Source organism: Anabaena sp. CCY 9402-a (assembly GCF_963920945.1).
Classification (GTDB): Bacteria; Cyanobacteriota; Cyanobacteriia; order Cyanobacteriales; family Nostocaceae; genus Trichormus; species Trichormus minutissimus.
Window position 1 is genome coordinate 1 of sequence record NZ_CAWUDL010000029.1, and the last position, 17,183, is coordinate 17,183.

Below are 17,183 nucleotides of genomic sequence, written 5' to 3' on the forward strand. Positions count from 1 at the left end.
GACCTATATTCATCAATTCACTATTTTGTTATTCTGTCAATGCGTAAGTCCTAATAACATAGATAAACTCTGGAGTAAACACAGTAATGGACGATTTGGCTTTAATGTTCAAAAACGAGTTTTAGAGAATATTTATAAACAAAAAAAAGAACAGTTTTACTTTAGTCAATATCAAGCTATTGAACAATTTGGTGATTTAGTAGGTTGGCGAAAAAAAGATGATTGGTTGTACTATGTTGACTTGTATGACTCGTTAAAAACATCAGCCCCTGGTCATCTCCCTGTAGCTTATATGCTACACTCAGGCAAATTAGCCAAATGTAATGTTGATTTTGATATTTTTATAGTTATTTTTGAGCGTTTATAAAAGGGATATAACAAGCGATCGCGGCATAATTAAGTTGATGAAGCGGATCTTGCAGTTGATGAAACTGCACATGACTGGAATAATGAAAAATATCTGCTATTCGAGTTACAAGCTTACGGCTCAAATTCTGATCAAACAGTAGTTTCAAGACACACCCACCGAGGCAACGAGACGATGCTCTCGATCAGCCGCAAATTCTAAACAAGCTCTGATATCTGCTTCTGTCAACTCAGGAAAGTCATCTAGAATCTCAGTGTGAGACATACCTGCTGCTAGCCAACCTAGAACATCGTAAACAGTGATTCTCATGCGTCGAATACAAGGTTTTCCACCTCTTTTGTCGGGTTCTATAGTAATGATCTCGCGGTAACTCATCTTTTTTACAGGCTGTGTTCAATAAAATTGTCATCAAATGCTTGTGAGTTCTCCCTGGATTGCGATGAGCTACGCTGCACTTTATAGTGGACGAAGCCAGGGCGGAGCATCGTCGCGTCATGGGCGTTCTGAAAACTTATGTCCATGCACAATTTTTAACTGACACGAGACATCATGGTGATTAATCCCTGCTGACCTAAGAGAATCTCTCTCAGCAAGCTCAAAATCCCAACCCAAATAATAGGGGTGATGTCAACTCCGCCTATGGGTGTTACTAGTTTTCGCAAAGGGATTAAAAATGGTTCAGTTGGCCAGGCAATGAGATTAAACGGCAACCGATTCAGATCCACTTGTGGATACCAAGTAAGAATGATGCGAAAAATAAACAAAAACGTCATTAGCCCCAGCACAGGGCCAAGAATCCAAGCAGTTAGGTTAACACCAGTCATGAAATTGATCTGAGCTACTATTTGTGAACAGAGAACAAACTTAAGGCGCAAGCTGAAAAATTTAAGCTTTGTAAAGCATTCTCTATTTAAATTCTAACCAAATGCGGTTAATTATTAGCGCGTATCGAAAAGTAACTAAGCTCAAGACTGCATTCAAGCTGATCTAGTTTTCCCTATTTTCTGTAACCTGTCCCCTGTCCCCTGTCCCCTGTCCCCTGTCCCCTGTCCCCTTTTCTTTGTTGCCTTTCAACACAATAGGCTTCTCAAGGATGTGATACACCATTAGAATTATGATGAAGTGTGTAAATAAAGGTTGAGATCCATGACACCATCTTTATCAAATTTTCTTTGGAGTCTAGGTTGGGGTACTTTAATTGTTGTTATCCCTGCTACAGTTGGGTTGATTTTCATCAGCCAAAAAGATAAAATCCAACGTTCCTAATGTTTGAGGGAGTCAGTTCGACTTTCTCAAACGATTGTCTGTCAGCTTATTAGACCTATTGCTGACAGACTTAAGCTTTTTTTAGCTTGGGGTGAATAGCTTCAGAGCTTCTTTGCCAGTTGCTTTGAAGCTTAAATATTATATTGTGATTGCGTAAAGTAGTGATTTTAAGTGTGGCTCGTTAACATAGATTTGATATTGGGATAAAGAACAATGCTAAATTTTGGGCTGAACTCAGCCAGTGTTCTGGCTCAGGTAAATTTTGGGACGAACTCAGCCAGTATTCTAGGGATTTTCCTGGCTGTGGCTGGGGCAGCACTGTATTTTCTCCGTACCGTGCGTCCAGAACTGTCAAGAGATCAAGATATCTTTTTTGCGGCTGTCGGCTTATTGTGCGGGTTCATTCTTGTTTTCCAAGGATGGCGTTTAGACCCGATTTTGCAATTTGGTCAACTGCTTTTGGTAGGGACAACTGTATTTTTTGCTATTGAAAGTATTCGCTTACGGAGTATTGCTACTCAACAAGCTAAACGTAACACTCCGATTGTGGATGAGCGCGAGGTGAGCAGAGATTACTCGTATAACAGGAAACGGAGCGGATACGAAGCTGAAGTGGAATCAGACTATGAACCACTACCTTATCAAGAGGAGGAAGAAGAAGAACGTCCTGTACGCGCCCGGATTCGACCTAGCAGAGATGATCGTTCCTCTCGTGATGACTATTATGAGGAGCAACCACCCCGCAGGGAACGCCGCACCAGTAGCGACAGACCAGAGCCGACGACAGATAGAACCTCGCGCCGCCGTCCTCCTACGCGTCCATCCAATCGGACTCCTGAAAGATACGAACAAGAAGATTGGAGTTCTTCCTCTAATAAAGAAGTTGATGATTGGGAAAGTTCCAGCCGAGAAACCAGAAAACCTTCTCGTCGGGGTAATAACACTTCCCCTCGCTCAGAAGTAAACGAAGATACGCCACCCAGACCAAGAAAACGTCGTCCACCTGCTGATACCAATCCTCGCAGACAGATAGAGGATGATGAAGCAATCCCAACTGATTATGTACCGTATAAACCCATAGATTCATCAGATGTAGATTCTGATAATTCTACAGATTATGAGGATGTATAAAGCGGTCGGGATAGATGTAAGCTTATAGGCGACGGAAAACAGTAGATATCTGAGGTGAAAAAATTTACTTCTCAGTTTTGGCTGCAAAAACCAATTTATTGGAGCTTAGTTTTTGGTTTGACCGCTTTGCTAGGCTCTTGTGGCTCTGGTGATATTCCTCTTGGCCCTACTTCCCTTAATAGTCGCTACACAGAAGAACAACCAGCTTTAAGTGGTAATGGTCGCTTTTTGGCGTTGATTTCTCATCGTAATAATACTCATCGGTTACTTGTGTATGATTTGCAACAGCAAAGTTTTATTAGTACACCAGGCTTAAATCGACGCGAAACAATTATCGAAAGTCCTAGTCTCAGCTACACTGGACGCTATATTGCTTACCTGACCAGTGACCAAGGTAGACCAGTGGTAGCACTGTACGATCGCGCCACACAACAATCACAAATTGCCACCCCAACTTATCGCGGTTGGGTCAGAAATCCTGCTATCAGTCCCGATGGACGTTATATAGTTTTTGAAACCGCCGCCCGTGGTCAGTGGGATATTGAAGTTCTCGATAGGGGTCCGAATATTGAGTTAGATATTCCCAATGGTGCGACTGTGAATCCGCCACAGTAAATTCAAAATTCAAAATTCAAAATTGAAGAGTGACTGGAACTAGGGGTTAGGGAAACAAGGAGAGAAACTTTGACCAATGACTAATGACTAATGACTAAACTGACTAATGAATAAACGTATTTTTATTCCTATATTTGCTTGTACAGGCTTATTAACTGGCTGTTTTGGCTATCCTCGGTTGGTGAGTTATCCTTTTGATCCAGGGGGTAGGAGTCTTAATAGTCTTGCGTCGGAACTCAATCCGCAAACTTCGGGTAGATATATTGTGTTTACTAGCGATCGCCGGGGTAGCCAAGACGTTTATTTATTTGATACCCTGGCGCGTAATTTAATCGAATTACCGGGTTTAAATGCTTTAGATACGATCGCCTCTCATCCCAGTGTTTCCGAAGATGCTCGTTATATTGTGTTTGCTGCTAGCCGTCAGGGGCGATCGGCTATTTTTCTCTATGATCGGGAAACACGGCAAGCACGCAATTTAACTGGCAACCTACAAGCAGAAGTTCGCAACCCTACGATTAGTGCTGATGGCAGTAGGATTGCTTTTGAGTTGAGTAATAACGGGCAATGGGATATTTCAGTCTATGACCGTTTTGGGCAGCCTGTAAACGTCCCTCAAGATCCACGATGAGGGAGTGCTGAGTGCTGTTAGCGGTAGCGCGGCGTTTAGCCGGTGCTGAGTGCTGAGTGCTGAGTAATGAGTAATGAATGATTAGTTTTCTCCCCAGTCCCCAGTCCCCAGTCCCCAGTCCCCAGTCCCCAGTCCCCAGTCCCCAATCCCCAGTCCCCAGTCCCAAGTTATTTAATTTTGAATTTTGAATTTTGAATTTTGAATTGATTTGTCACCTCTCCCCTTCCTCCTGTTTCACAGCTTCAATGAGCGATCGCACTTGTTCTGTTCCCTCGGATGGCTCAAATGAGAGGGGAAATTTACCTTTGGCAATCATGCGTAATCCTAGCGGTGCAAGACTAAGTAACCCTCTGAGGTCTTTAAAGTAGTTACCAACTACTTGTACACCAAATTGTCTTTCATCAATCCAGCCACCGGCTTTGACTAAATCTACTAATACTTTGCGGTGGCGAATTGAGCGACTGTCACTAGCTTGTTTATGGCTGAGAATTTCCTGTTTAATTTTAGTGATTTGCTCTAAGGGGGCGACTTCCATTGGACAAACTGCATCGCAGTATAGACAACGGGTACAGCCCCACACGCCTTTAGTCCCTTCGTTGTAATTTTCTAGGCGATCGGCTGTATCGCTGTCGCGCAAGTCAGCAACCATACGGTAGGCTTTAGCGAGAGCGTGAGGTCCGACAAAATCGGGATTGACTTCACGAGCATTGCATTCTGAGTAGCAAGCACCGCACATAATACAGTTACCAGTTTGATCTAGAAGCGATCGCTCTTCGGGTGTTTGCAAAAACTCTCTTTCTGGTACAAGTCTTGCGGCGGTACTAACATAGGGCGTTACCGCTTCTAAATTATTCCAGAAACTACTCATATCCACGACTAAATCCTTAATCACTGGCATATTACCCAAGGGTGCGATCGTGATTTCTGGAATATTATTGGCTGGATTTTTCAATCTTGCTAGTTCACTACCCACATTTTCTTTACAAGCTAGAGCTGAACGTCCATTAATTCGCATCGCACAACTACCACAAATAGTATTGCGACAATTTTTGCGAAATGCTAAAGTTCCATCTTGCTCCCACTTAATGCGATTAAGGCAATCCAAAATGGTATTGCTAGATTCTGTCTCTAAAAGGTAAGTTTCCACAACAGCAGCAGAATTTTGCTGTTGCCGAATGATTTTAAAATTAACTTCCATGATTACCAACCAAATTCTTAAAATTGCTGCATCAGCCTAAAAAATCTTGTGTAAAGGCTGGTGGTTGCAAAAAGTGACCTATATATATTGTTGCCCCTAATTCGAGGATTGGCATTAATAGGCTGATCCTTCAAGAGCGACTGATTCTAGTTTAAAGATAACTAAGATAATTTCAGTCGTGGAACGACCATCAGCTAGATTTATATTGCCATCTCAGATCGGATGCAAAAATTGATTGTAGTGTATTATTCTAATTACCTGTTTGGCAGGATCAGTCAAGGGGGGTTTACCAGGAATGAATATAGGTTTATCCTCTATATTGGCGAAATATATACAATAAATGCTCTTGAGGTTAATGAGACATCTTGAAGTCAACATCTAAGAGCATAAAGATTCATAAAACACCCCAAAGAGTTACTAAATTTTAAATCTTTTGTCTGTATTGAAGCATTAAAGCTGAAAATAAACATTTGATCGTCGCATAAAGTCTCCAGCAGAAGTGAGTAAATTTATTCTTCCCATAGACAGACGTACATAAAATAGCAGACCTTTTTCTCTAAAGACAATAAACCAGGAGGGTAATACTCAGAGCTTTTTGTCTGGGCTGAATCAAGATAACCAAAGGATATAACTTACTCATCAAAACTGCTCATCTGAATTTAGATTAATTTTTATAAAAGTCATACAGCAATAGTCACTCTTCGTCATGAACCCTAAATAAAATCCTTGCTGCTTTTTGTTTCTAGGAGCTAGGGGATTTAGATATAAGTTTACTTGCAAGTTAAATTTTAAAATAAACAATTATTTTGCTATTATTAGTCCATGCTAGTATTTAATATAAAATTACGAAGCAACAAAACCAGGATCAATCGCTGTACAAGTACAGCCAACACTGTTTAGTTTCTTTGTAGTCTAGAGACAGAAATTTCATGTCTCGACAGGTAGGACAAAAGGGTGTATGTCCGTAAGACCATATTTAAATACGATGCTGTCCTTAGCTCAAGAGTAAAGTAGGTAAAACCTGAGAACTCAAAAGCTATAAAGGTAGGCAGTGCAAAAGTAAAACCTGTAATTTCTTTGGTCTATAACTTCTTTGTAACGGTAAGGCCAAAAGAAAAAATGATTGCCTTCCCAATCATGAATAATGGTTTAAAATGCCGTAAAATCACCGAAACTAATACCTGTGGAACTCATGACCTCTCATCTGTTGTGGTCATCCATAATAGAGGTGCTTGAGGACAATATCAGCAGGAATTCACCCTTTAACTTGAAGTCCCCAGTAGCTTTGTAAAAATGCTAAAAAGTCAAATACTGGAATAGGACGACATAATTTATCAGTTTGGAGAGAGTAAGGAAAACTTAAGAATAATGAGTGAAACTGCAACCGCGCCTTTAACTGGAAAATCACTGCTGGCAAAGGTAAAAGAACTTTCTAATTTACCACGAAGAGAAAGAGCCAAGCAGTGTGGTTATTACACTGTTACTAAGAATAACCAAGTCCGCGTCAATCTTACTGATTTTTATGATGCTTTGCTATCGGCGAGAGGAATTCCTCTGAGTCCAGAAGCACCAAAAGATGGTCGTGGTCGTGAACCGACATATCGCGTTAGTGTTCATCAAAATGGTCAAATTGTGATTGGTGCTACATACACCAAAGCAATGGGCTTAAAACCAGGTGATGAATTTGAAATCCGACTAGGATACAAACATATTCACTTGATTCAACTTGGTGAAAGTGATAAGAAGCTTGTACCTGATGTAGATATTGAAGACGCTGACGAAGATTTGGAAGACGAAGAATAAAAAATTTTCTGGTACTGGGAGTGAGTTTCCGTAACTTATCCCTAAAACCAGAGGAAACTAGTGTTCCTAATTAAATAATTTTGTCTAACCCAAAAATACGATTAGACCCCTTGCAGAAGTCACCAATTTTGGTAGAGTCTTGATTAATCACCAAGATGTTTACTCTGCAAGAATTTTATCGTGATTTTTTTGTTTAGTTTGACTAATTTCCTTCAGCCATCCATCAACAATGTACTGGCATTTATGAAAGATGCACCAGTAATAGTTGTCGTGATGGCATTTTTCATTGCTTGGATAGTTTGTTGGCTACCAATTGCATTCATATTACTCAGGCTGTTAAATTGGCAACCCATAAAACCGTTACAGCCAGAGCAAAAATTACCATTAATTGTCTCATTGTATCTATTAGCACCTCTGATTGTTTGGGGTGTTATTTGGCTAACTAATAGTTCTTTTTCAGACTATGGATTTGCTGCTAATTTTGCCATGCTAGGCTCTTTAGCACTAGGTTTTGGGTTAGGAGTGTTAACTATAGCTATTTCGTATACCTGTCAATTTTGGCTAGGTTGGTGCGACTTTAAAAAAATAACTATCAAGCAAATAGCATCTATCTTGCCATCTATTTTATTGATAGCGTTGTTGGTTGGGGGGATAGAAGAATTAGTATTTCGGGGTTTTTTATTGACGGAATTAGAGCGAGATTATTCTGTATGGATAGCAGCAGCAGTTTCTAGCATAATTTTTGCTGTCTTACATTTAGTTTGGGAACAACAGGAAACCATCCCCCAACTACCGGGACTGTGGTTATTGGGAATGATGCTAGTTTTGGCGAGAATATGCGATCGCAATAACTTAGGTATAGCTTGGGGATTACATTCAGGTTTAGTATTTGCGATCGCTACTATAGATACAGCCGAACTAGTGACTTATACAGGTAAAGTCTCCGAGTGGTGGACTGGTAAAAACAAAAAACCCCTAGCCGGGGTCGCGGGAATTATTTGTGTTTTAGGAACGAGCTTGATTCTTTGGTTATTTTCTAAGTATTCTCATTAAACCTGTGCGTGAACTTCCGCGCCAGGGCAGTCGCTACAACGAGGGAAACCCCCGCAACGCGCTGCCTTCCCTCTGCGTTTATTAATATACTTTTTGAACTGACAAAAATGCGATCGCGCCCTGAAATCTACCAACGCGATCGCTAATTGCTCTAACCAATAAAACCGATCACCGCATTAACCACACGATGGGTAATGGGCAGACTATCTACCACCATCGCCAAACACAGCAGCATCATGTAAGAGATAGAGTAGAGAAACAAATTTCTAGCTGTAGTGCGGTCTTCGGGGTTGTGTAACAAACACCAAGACTTGCGGATAAATAATCCTCCTAAACCAGCTGCGAAGGCAGCGTAAACGATCCCGCTAGCGTGTAAAGGAAACACTAGTAACATCGTCGCTACAACTGTAATCAGGGTGTAGTACCAAATTTGCTTCACCGTGACTGTAGCACCTTCGACTACAGGTAGCATGGGAATGCCCACCTTGGCGTAATCATCACGAATCATCAGAGCTAAAGCCCAGAAATGGGGTGGTGTCCACAGAAAGACGATCGCAAAAATTAGCCATGCAGCCCAGCTTAAAGTACCTGTAACGGCTGCCCAACCGACTAAAGCCGGAATTGCACCAGCCGCGCCACCAATGACAATATTTTGGGTACTATGACGCTTTAGCCAATGGGTGTAGACCAAAATATAAAAAATAATGCCAGAGAATGCTAGGGAAGCAGCTAGGAGATTAGCAAATACGGTGAGGAGGGTAAAAGAAAGTATTGCTAGGGCGATCGCAAAAATCAGGGCATCACGCGGTTGTACCCTCCCAGAAGGCATGGGACGATGACGCGTCCGTTCCATGTCGTAATCAATATCCCGGTCATAAATGCAGTTAATTGTCTGCGCGCTAGCTGCGGCTAAAGTCCCACCAGCCAGAGTAACTAACAACAGCAAAGGGTCTACTGCGCCTTTTGCCGCAATCCACATACTCCCGGCAGTAGTAATTAGTAGCAATGGAATAATTCTAGGTTTAGTAAGCTGATAATAGCTTTGGACTACCTGAAGAAAGGTTTCGTGGTGGCGAGAGACATTAGTCTCGATCATTTTTGCTTTAATTCCTTTTTTTTCAAGAACTTATGTGCGGCCATTGCTCTAGATTGGTAATCCTTGCCTTTACTACTGCCATGTAGAGAGTGTTGAGTTAAAAGGCAGGGAGTAGAGTTTTGAGCTTCATTTCGTAGTGAGAAAGTCTGCCAGCGATGGGTGGAAGGAGAAAACGCTTCCTGCTTTTTCGCTCAGATACCTTCCTCCTCACTGTTTCATACTTTTCTGGTGTCAGTAGTTCATTACCAACATGGGGATTGGGCAGAAAAAAGTCAAAAGTCAAAAAATTATGTCTTGTCTCTTCTGCTCTTTTGTCACCTGTCACCTATCACCTCAATCTCACCGTTTGCAGCCCAGTCGCGGAGTGCGAGAACTGTAAAACCCACCAAAACACCTAAAAGTATCGCACCTACAGCTTGATGAGTGACAGTCAGAGGTTCGACTTGTAGATGTAATCGGAAGGTAGCAAATCCCAACAAGATTTGTAAAATTAACAACCCACCTGCCATATTAGCTAGTTTCCGCAAAGCTGGGTGTAGTGCTGGTGTACGCCAGGAAATCAACACTACGGCTAAAGTTGCGACTGTAGGCGGTACTAAGCCGAAAATGTGGCTATACATCACGCCACACAGTTGAGAACCACCAAAGCACTGATGTAACGCCCAACGAGAGCCGACCAAAGCACCTAATAGACTTTGCAGATAAACTAAAATCGCGGCTGTTAAACCCACCCAAGGCAGTTTACCAACGTTGCCTGTTCCCTGGTAGGGAGTCAGAGCCATGCCAATAATCAGTAGGGTAATGAAAAACAATAACGCTGTCCCCAAGTGGGCTGTGACGATATCAAATCGTAACAATTGAGTAACGGTGAGTCCGCCCAGAATCCCTTGGAAGACGATTAAAAACAGGGCAAATGTCCCCGCCCAAGGTAGCCAACGGGGTAACGCCTGGCGATGCCACCAGGATAAACCAAACAAAGCGATCGCACTAATGCCAATTAAACTGGCATCCAAACGGTGAAACCACTCCAAAAACACTTGGAGATTCATTTGCTTGGCTGGTACTAGTTCTCCATAGCAAAGTGGCCAGTCTGGGCAAGCCAGCCCAGCATTCATCACGCGGGTAGCACTGCCTATAGCCATCAAAATCAAGGTGGCTATGCTCATTTTCCACACGAGGCGACGAATTACTTCCTTGGGCTTTTGCTGCTCTGTTGCTGCTTCATTTTGTTGTTTTAGGACAAATTCGCTCATGAACAATACCTTCTGCCCACTTTTTGGTAGAACTTCTTAAAATTTGTAATTTTCATACCGACCCATATCCACCCTAGCGTATATACCAAGGTTTATTGATGGGCTTTCTTCTAATAATTTGAATCACTTTTGCCCTTGCTAGCCAGAAGCTTTAGGTATTTTTCAAGTTGTCAGCAATTGGTTATTATCAATACCATTTCATTTGCTAAATTTTCCTTAAATTTTTCTAATTTTTGATATCTACTCTGGAAAGTATGTAATAAATCTCTTTTACTCAAGATTAGGAAAATACTCGAAAAAATTAATAAAAATTTCAGACCTTTCGGGTCAATATCTAATAGCCTAGATTACCTTAGTAAGTAAGTCGCTTCGAGATAACGTCATTAATTCATTTAAGTGAGCCGTGAAAATCCCAAGTTCCATTTGGACATTATTAATTGGTATCGGGCTAACCCTAACAAGCCTATGGTACGGTCAAAATCACGGTTTGTTGCCAACAGCAGCCTCGGATGAAGCCGTGCTAGTAGATGGTCTTTTTAATACGATGATGACCGTCTCAGCAGGTATATTTTTGATTGTTGAAGGTGTATTAATTTACTGTGCAGTTAAATATCGTCGCCGGGCAGGTGATAATGAAGATGGCCCCCCAATTGAGGGTAATGTACCTTTAGAGATACTTTGGACAGCGATCCCCGCAATTATAGTTATCGGTATTTCTGTCTATAGCTTTGAAGTTTATAATGACATCGGTGGATTTGATCCCCACTCCGTCCATGAATCTCCCATTATGCAGGAATCGATGGCAATGCCTGGAGCGGCGATCGCTGCAACTTTAAATGATACGCCTCCTAGCACTGCACCCAATCTTAATCAGCAGAAATCTGATGAGGCGATGCAAGACCCAGCAACAGCCGCAGTCCGCAATGCTGACCAAATTCCTCAAAAGCGGGATGCTCCCGGTGTAGGTAGTGTATCTCCTAGCATTGGGGCTAGCCCTGAAAATGTCGGCAAACCACCTGGGTTAAAAATTAACGTCACCGGGTTACAATACGCTTGGATTTTTACCTATCCCGAAACAGGTATTACCACTGGGGAAATGCACGTTCCCATTGGTCGGGAGGTGCAAATTAATATGACAGCTAATGATGTGATTCACGCCTTTTGGGTCCCCGAATTTCGGCTGAAACAGGATGCGATCCCTGGTAGACAAAGCGAACTCCGCTTTACACCGAAAGTTGAAGGTGATTATACTCTCATCTGTGCTGAACTGTGCGGCCCCTACCACGGCGCGATGAGAACACAGGTGGTAGTGGAGAAACCCGAAGCATTTGAAAAATGGATGCAAGAGCAGTTAGTTGCGAATAATAACACTCTTAAGGAAGCCGTTGCTGTCAACCCAGCTAACCTAACTCCAGATGAATTCCTCGCACCTTATACCAAAGACATGGGAATTCAACCAGAAATGTTACATCACATTCATAAATAACGCCGTGTGCAACTTTCTCTCAAACCTAACCCCCAACCCCTTCCCTACATTCTCTTCGAGAGGCTACGCCAACGCGCAGCGTGTCGGAGACAGGGAAGGGGAGCAAAATTTAAAGCCTCTCTCCTTGCAGGGGAGAGGTTTGGAGAGGGGTTTCAAAAATAAGTTGCACATCGCGTTAAATAGTCAACAGTCCACAGTCCAAAGCCATAACCAATAACTACTGACTAATCACCATTGACTATTGACTCTTAACCATGACACAAGCTCAGTTACAAGAAACTGCCAACATCCCTGTTCATATTCCAGAACCAGGGGTCAGAAAATGGCAAGACTACTTTAGCTTCAATACCGATCACAAGGTAATTGGACTGCAATATCTAGTCACGTCGTTCATTTTTTACTGCATTGGCGGCGTTTTAGCTGACTTGGTGCGTACAGAATTGCGAACTCCAGAAGTAGATTTTGTGAGTCCAGAACTCTACAACAGCCTATTTACACTGCACGCCACAATCATGATTTTCTTGTGGATTGTGCCAGCCGGGGCAGGTTTTGCTAATTATCTAATTCCCCTGATGATTGGGGCTAGAGATATGGCATTCCCTAGGCTAAATGCTGTAGCTTTTTGGATGATCCCCCCAGCCGGCTTGTTGCTGGTTGCTAGTTTAGTCATCGGGGATGCAGCCGAAGCCGGTTGGACTTCCTACCCTCCCTTAAGTTTGGTGACAGGACAGGTAGGTGAGGGAATTTGGATTATGAGTGTCCTGCTGTTGGGTACGTCATCGATTTTGGGGGCGATTAATTTTCTCGTCACCCTGCTAAAGATGCGTGTTCCCAGTATGGGCTTCCATCAAATGCCCTTGTTTTGTTGGGCGATGCTGGCTACTTCGGCGTTGGTTTTACTCTCAACACCAGTTTTAGCAGCCGGTTTGATTCTGCTGGCTTTTGACTTATTAGCAGGAACGACATTTTTTAACCCGACTGGTGGCGGTGATCCGGTAGTTTACCAGCATATGTTCTGGTTTTACTCTCACCCGGCAGTTTATATCATGATTTTGCCGTTTTTTGGTGCAATTTCAGAGATTATTCCCATTCACTCCCGTAAACCAATTTTCGGTTATAAAGCGATCGCCTACTCATCGTTAGCCATCAGTTTTTTAGGGCTAATTGTCTGGGCGCACCATATGTTTACCAGTGGTGTTCCTGGTTGGTTGCGGATGTTCTTTATGATCACCACCATGATCATTGCCGTACCTACAGGGATTAAAATTTTCAGCTGGTTGGCGACGATGTGGGGTGGCAAAATCCAGTTCAACAGTCCCATGCTGTTTGCTATGGGTTTTGTCGGGACTTTCGTAATTGGTGGGATTAGTGGTGTAATGTTGGCAGCTGTGCCTTTTGATATTCACGTCCACGACACTTACTTTGTAGTAGCACACCTACACTATGTGCTGTTTGGTGGTAGCGTGCTGGGTATTTTCGCAGCCATTTATCACTGGTTTCCGAAAATGACGGGACGGATGTTTAATGAAACTTGGGGTAAAGTACATTTTGCTCTGACAATTGTGGGTTTGAATATGACCTTCCTACCCATGCACAAGCTAGGTTTAATGGGGATGAATCGCCGGATTGCTCAGTACGACCCCAAATTTACCTTGCTAAATGAAATCTGTACTTATGGTTCGTACATCCTAGCTGTTTCCACCTTCCCCTTCATCATCAACGCTATATGGAGTTGGTTGTACGGCGAGAAAGCTAGCAATAATCCGTGGAAAGCTCTTACCTTAGAGTGGATGACCACCTCACCACCAGAAATTGAGAACTTTGAAACTCTCCCAGTCTTGACCACAGGCCCCTACGACTATGGGGTAAAACACGCACCCGCGAATGTATCTCCATCTGAGAATCCTGTATTCAGGGCTGATCTCGATGAGCCATACCCTAGCATTGAGTCGGATGTAGAGACTAGAACCTAAGAAGAAACAGAGGAGACGAGGGAGAATTTCTTCCCTCTCCCCCATCCCCAATATATTCACACTTCACACTTGTCAAAATTCATGCAAAGTCAAACTATTGACCCAGCGAAAACGGAACTGAATCATCACCACGCGGCGGCGGTTGAGCATCATGAAGAACATCCCGATCATCGCCTGTTTGGGATATTTGTTTTCTTGATTGCTGAAGGGATGATTTTTATGGGGTTGTTCGGAGCTTATTTAGCTTTCCGTTCAACTTTACCTGCGTGGCCGCCAGCAGGTACACCAGACTTAGAATTATTGTTACCTGGAGTGAATACTGTCAATCTGATTGCTAGTAGTTTTGTCATGCACAATGCTGATACTGCTATCAAAAAGAATGATACGAAGGGTATGCGTACCTGGTTAGCAATTACTGCCGCAATGGGTGCGATTTTCTTGGTAGGACAGGTTTACGAATATACGCATCTAGAATTTGGTCTGACGACTAATTTGTTTGCTAGTGCGTTTTATGTGTTGACTGGTTTCCACGGTTTACACGTAACTATCGGAGTTTTAGCGATTGTGGCTGTGTTATGGCGATCGCGCACTCCTGGTCACTACAGTAACGAAAAACACTTCGGTGTGGAAGCTGCGGAAATCTACTGGCACTTTGTTGACGTGATTTGGATTATTTTGTTCGGATTACTGTATTTACTGTAGGTATTCTTTATTAGTTGTTCACTCCACGCGGACAACTAAAAATTCTGCCCCCCCTATGGGGGTTTTTTTATTGCTCTGTAGATATTCTTTAGGTTGAAAATAGACTTTTTTACCACAGAGACACGGAGACACAGAGAAGAAAATATTATTTTATGTTTGAGTGTACTTTGATTGATTGTATAAAAAGTCATTTTACATAATAGTCAGGTTTGCATACGAGTGATCGTAACTACTTTGTTAGAATTGGTCAGAACTTTTATGCTTAGTTCGGTTGATTGGGTTGGCAAATGTATACAAAGTTCTTATCAGTAATTTTGCGATCGCGCACAGTAGGTGTTTCATACTGCTAGAGGAGACAGGAAAATATGACTAAAACAGCCTTAATTACCGGAATTACTGGTCAAGATGGCTACTATCTCAGCCATTTACTCCTCAAGCATGGTTATAGAGTGGTGGGATTGGTATCTCCACACCGACAACCAAATTTAGCAAAGTTGGGTGACTTAGCTAACAAAGTGGAAATCTACACTGTGGACTTAAGAGACAGCACCGCAATTTTGAATGCAGTCGAACAACTCCGTCCCCAAGAAATTTATAATTTGGCTGCACCTAGTTTTGTCCCTGATTCTTGGAAAGATCCATTAGGAACACTAGACCTAATTACTGGGACTGCTACACGCTTATTAGATGCAGTCCGACAAGTAGGTTTATCTACCCGGTTTTATCAAGCTAGTAGTTCCGAGATGTTTGGGGATGTTTTCTGTTCTCCTCAAGATGAAGAAACCCCCTGTAGACCCAAAAATCCCTATGCAGCAGCCAAACTACACGCTCATTGGACAATGGTGCATCATCGTCAACGCTATGGTCTATTTGCCTGTAGTGGCATTTTGTACAATCATGAATCGCCTCTACGTCCGCCACAATTTGTTACCCGTAAAGTTTCTTTAGCCGCAGCATCAATCAAGCTTGGTTTAGCTGACAAACTGGAAATGGGTAGTCTTGATGCTAAACGGGATTGGGGTTTTGCCGGTGATTACGTAAAAGCTATGTGGTTAATGCTACAAGTTGACGAGCCAGAGGAATATGTAATTGGCACAGGTAAACTACATAGCGTTAGGGAACTAGTATCTATAGCTTTTGAATGTGTAGGATTAAATTGGCAAAATCACGTAGTCATAAATCCTAATTTACTGAGAACAGACGAGCATTTCCAACTAGTAGCTAACCCCACTAAGGCGAAAAAGAATTTAGATTGGGAAGGGCAAATTAGCTTTGAGAAACTTTTGGAGCAAATGGTACAAACAGATATAGAGCGATTACAAAACGGTAAAATAGCTGAAGTGTCTAGCAAACAACTGCTAGTAGAGTAGGGTGTCTTTGATGACATTCTTAACTTCTGCACTGTATGTACAACAAGAATATAAATGCTAATTGATCCGGTGGCAGAAAAAACTAATTTAGGTGAAGATTTCAGTCAACAAGTTAATCATGTTTTCGTCTTCTTAGAGATTTTTGCACTGGAAGGCGGCATTCAATCTTATGTGAAGGATATTTTTCGTGCATATTCAGGCTTGGGTGCAGGTTATCAAGCAGATGTATTTTTGTTGCGCGATAGTCCTAATTGTTCAAATCCGTTTGAGTGCGATCACTTAAAATTTCATTACTTTAAAAATCAGTCGCCCCAGATAGGTAGAATTACAATGGCTGGGGCGTTACTTAAGTATTTATTGCAAAAACGCCCCCAACGGGTTTTCTGCGGTCATATTAAACTAGCTGCACTCATCCAAACCCTCTGCCAACCTTTGGGAATTCCTTACACCATCCTCACCTACGGTAAGGAAGTTTGGGAAGCACTGCCAAAACGAGAACGTCGGGCATTAGCCGCAGCCAACGACATTTGGACAATTAGCCGCTACAGTCGAGATCAAGCCTGTGCTGCTAATGGTATAGATCCTCATAAGGTAAAAATGCTACCTTGTGCTATTGATGGGGATAGATTTACTCCCGGTGCAAAGCTACCCGAATTAGTGACGAAATACGGCTTAACGGATGCTAAGGTCATCATGACCGTGGCGCGATTGTGGTCAGGAGATATATATAAAGGTGTAGATGTGACAATTCGCGCCCTACCTAAAATATTGCAGGTTTTCCCAGAAGTAAAATATTTAGTTATCGGTCGTGGCGATGACCAACCGCGATTAGCACAGCTAGCCCAAGATTTAGGTGTAAGCGATCGCGTCATCTTTGCTGGTTTTGTACCCACAGAAGAGTTAATAGCACACTACCGCCTCGCTGATGCCTATATCATGCCTTCTCAAGAAGGTTTTGGCATTGTTTATCTAGAGGCCATGGCCTGTGGCATCCCAGTATTATCGGGCGATAATGATGGATCTGCTGACCCCTTGCAAGATGGTAAAGTCGGGTGGCAAGTCCCCCACCGTAACCCAGAAGCTGTAGCCGCAGCTTGTATAGAAATTCTTCAAGGAGAAGATCAGCGTTGTGATGGACAATGGCTAAGAGAACAAGCGATCGCTAATTTTGGTCAAGCTGCCTTGCAACAGCAACTTTTGTCTCTACTTGACTAGAAATAGGTGACAGGGGACAGGGGA

The 17,183-nt window shown here is 42.6% G+C and carries 18 protein-coding genes; 12 read left to right on the top strand and 6 right to left on the bottom strand.

What is annotated here, in order from left to right:
- A partial coding sequence (locus tag ACM0OR_RS12585; RefSeq protein ID WP_414576480.1) for a GUN4 domain-containing protein occupies positions 1-367 on the top strand: 367 nt, incomplete at its 5' end.
- On the opposite strand, the gene ACM0OR_RS12590 is transcribed toward ACM0OR_RS12585, so the two are convergent.
- From ACM0OR_RS12590 to ACM0OR_RS12600, 3 genes are all read right to left on the bottom strand, one after another.
- Positions 348-515 carry a DUF5615 family PIN-like protein gene (locus ACM0OR_RS12590; RefSeq protein WP_414576482.1) on the bottom strand — a complete coding sequence of 56 codons (168 nt, stop codon included), beginning with the start codon at positions 513-515 and terminating at the stop codon, positions 348-350. The two genes, ACM0OR_RS12585 and ACM0OR_RS12590, sit on opposite strands and share 20 nt — an antisense overlap.
- Positions 512-742, bottom strand: a complete 231-nt coding sequence (locus ACM0OR_RS12595; protein WP_323267301.1) for a DUF433 domain-containing protein — start codon at positions 740-742, stop codon at positions 512-514. The genes ACM0OR_RS12590 and ACM0OR_RS12595 overlap by 4 nt, the downstream gene beginning before the upstream one ends.
- Before the next feature lie 155 nt (positions 743-897).
- Complete coding sequence (locus ACM0OR_RS12600) at positions 898-1,191, bottom strand: YggT family protein (protein WP_414576484.1); 294 nt, start codon at positions 1,189-1,191, stop codon at positions 898-900.
- A 322-nt stretch (positions 1,192-1,513) separates the two neighbouring features.
- On the opposite strand from ACM0OR_RS12600, the gene psbX reads away from it, so the two are divergent.
- From psbX to ACM0OR_RS12620, 4 genes are all read left to right on the top strand, one after another.
- Positions 1,514-1,633, top strand: coding sequence for a photosystem II reaction center X protein (gene psbX / locus ACM0OR_RS12605; protein ID WP_237988577.1), 120 nt, complete (start codon positions 1,514-1,516; stop codon positions 1,631-1,633).
- Positions 1,634-1,846: 213 nt separating this feature from the next.
- Entirely contained in the window at positions 1,847-2,764 is a 918-nt protein-coding gene (locus ACM0OR_RS12610) for a Ycf66 family protein (RefSeq protein ID WP_190703602.1), read from the top strand.
- Between the two features lie 54 nt (positions 2,765-2,818).
- Positions 2,819-3,379 carry a hypothetical protein gene (locus ACM0OR_RS12615; protein WP_323267299.1) on the top strand — a complete coding sequence of 187 codons (561 nt, stop codon included), beginning with the start codon at positions 2,819-2,821 and terminating at the stop codon, positions 3,377-3,379.
- 106 nt (positions 3,380-3,485) lie between these two features.
- Positions 3,486-4,010 (top strand): Tol biopolymer transporter periplasmic protein, encoded by a 525-nt coding sequence (locus ACM0OR_RS12620; RefSeq protein WP_323267298.1) that lies wholly within the window; start codon positions 3,486-3,488, stop codon positions 4,008-4,010.
- A 211-nt stretch (positions 4,011-4,221) separates the two neighbouring features.
- On the opposite strand, the gene ACM0OR_RS12625 is transcribed toward ACM0OR_RS12620, so the two are convergent.
- A complete protein-coding gene (locus ACM0OR_RS12625) occupies positions 4,222-5,208 on the bottom strand; it encodes a succinate dehydrogenase/fumarate reductase iron-sulfur subunit (protein ID WP_414576486.1) in 987 nt (328 codons plus the stop codon).
- 1,368 nt (positions 5,209-6,576) lie between these two features.
- Between ACM0OR_RS12625 and ACM0OR_RS12630 the strand changes: the two genes are divergently transcribed.
- Positions 6,577-7,011 (top strand): AbrB family transcriptional regulator, encoded by a 435-nt coding sequence (locus ACM0OR_RS12630; protein WP_190703592.1) that lies wholly within the window; start codon positions 6,577-6,579, stop codon positions 7,009-7,011.
- Positions 7,012-7,254: 243 nt separating this feature from the next.
- Positions 7,255-8,064, top strand: a complete 810-nt coding sequence (locus ACM0OR_RS12635; protein ID WP_414576487.1) for a lysostaphin resistance A-like protein — start codon at positions 7,255-7,257, stop codon at positions 8,062-8,064.
- Positions 8,065-8,215: 151 nt separating this feature from the next.
- On the opposite strand, the gene ACM0OR_RS12640 is transcribed toward ACM0OR_RS12635, so the two are convergent.
- Positions 8,216-9,160: a heme o synthase gene (locus tag ACM0OR_RS12640; protein WP_414576488.1), complete on the bottom strand. Its 945-nt coding sequence runs from the start codon at positions 9,158-9,160 to the stop codon at positions 8,216-8,218.
- 314 nt (positions 9,161-9,474) lie between these two features.
- Complete coding sequence (locus ACM0OR_RS12645; protein ID WP_414576489.1) at positions 9,475-10,413, bottom strand: COX15/CtaA family protein; 939 nt, start codon at positions 10,411-10,413, stop codon at positions 9,475-9,477.
- 403 nt (positions 10,414-10,816) lie between these two features.
- On the opposite strand from ACM0OR_RS12645, the gene ACM0OR_RS12650 reads away from it, so the two are divergent.
- The 5 genes from ACM0OR_RS12650 to ACM0OR_RS12670 all read left to right on the top strand — a co-directional run bounded on the left by ACM0OR_RS12650 (position 10,817) and on the right by ACM0OR_RS12670 (position 17,159).
- Positions 10,817-11,899, top strand: coding sequence for a cytochrome c oxidase subunit II (locus tag ACM0OR_RS12650; protein WP_414576490.1), 1,083 nt, complete (start codon positions 10,817-10,819; stop codon positions 11,897-11,899).
- Positions 11,900-12,153: 254 nt separating this feature from the next.
- On the top strand, positions 12,154-13,872 hold the full coding sequence (ctaD, locus tag ACM0OR_RS12655) for a cytochrome c oxidase subunit I (RefSeq protein WP_414576491.1): 1,719 nt from the start codon (positions 12,154-12,156) through the stop codon (positions 13,870-13,872).
- Between the two features lie 81 nt (positions 13,873-13,953).
- Positions 13,954-14,574: a heme-copper oxidase subunit III gene (locus tag ACM0OR_RS12660; protein ID WP_323267292.1), complete on the top strand. Its 621-nt coding sequence runs from the start codon at positions 13,954-13,956 to the stop codon at positions 14,572-14,574.
- A gap of 365 nt (positions 14,575-14,939) precedes the next feature.
- Positions 14,940-15,944: a GDP-mannose 4,6-dehydratase gene (locus tag ACM0OR_RS12665; RefSeq protein ID WP_414576492.1), complete on the top strand. Its 1,005-nt coding sequence runs from the start codon at positions 14,940-14,942 to the stop codon at positions 15,942-15,944.
- Between the two features lie 54 nt (positions 15,945-15,998).
- A complete protein-coding gene (locus tag ACM0OR_RS12670) occupies positions 15,999-17,159 on the top strand; it encodes a glycosyltransferase (protein ID WP_414576493.1) in 1,161 nt (386 codons plus the stop codon).
- The last annotated feature ends 24 nt before the right edge of the window (positions 17,160-17,183 follow it).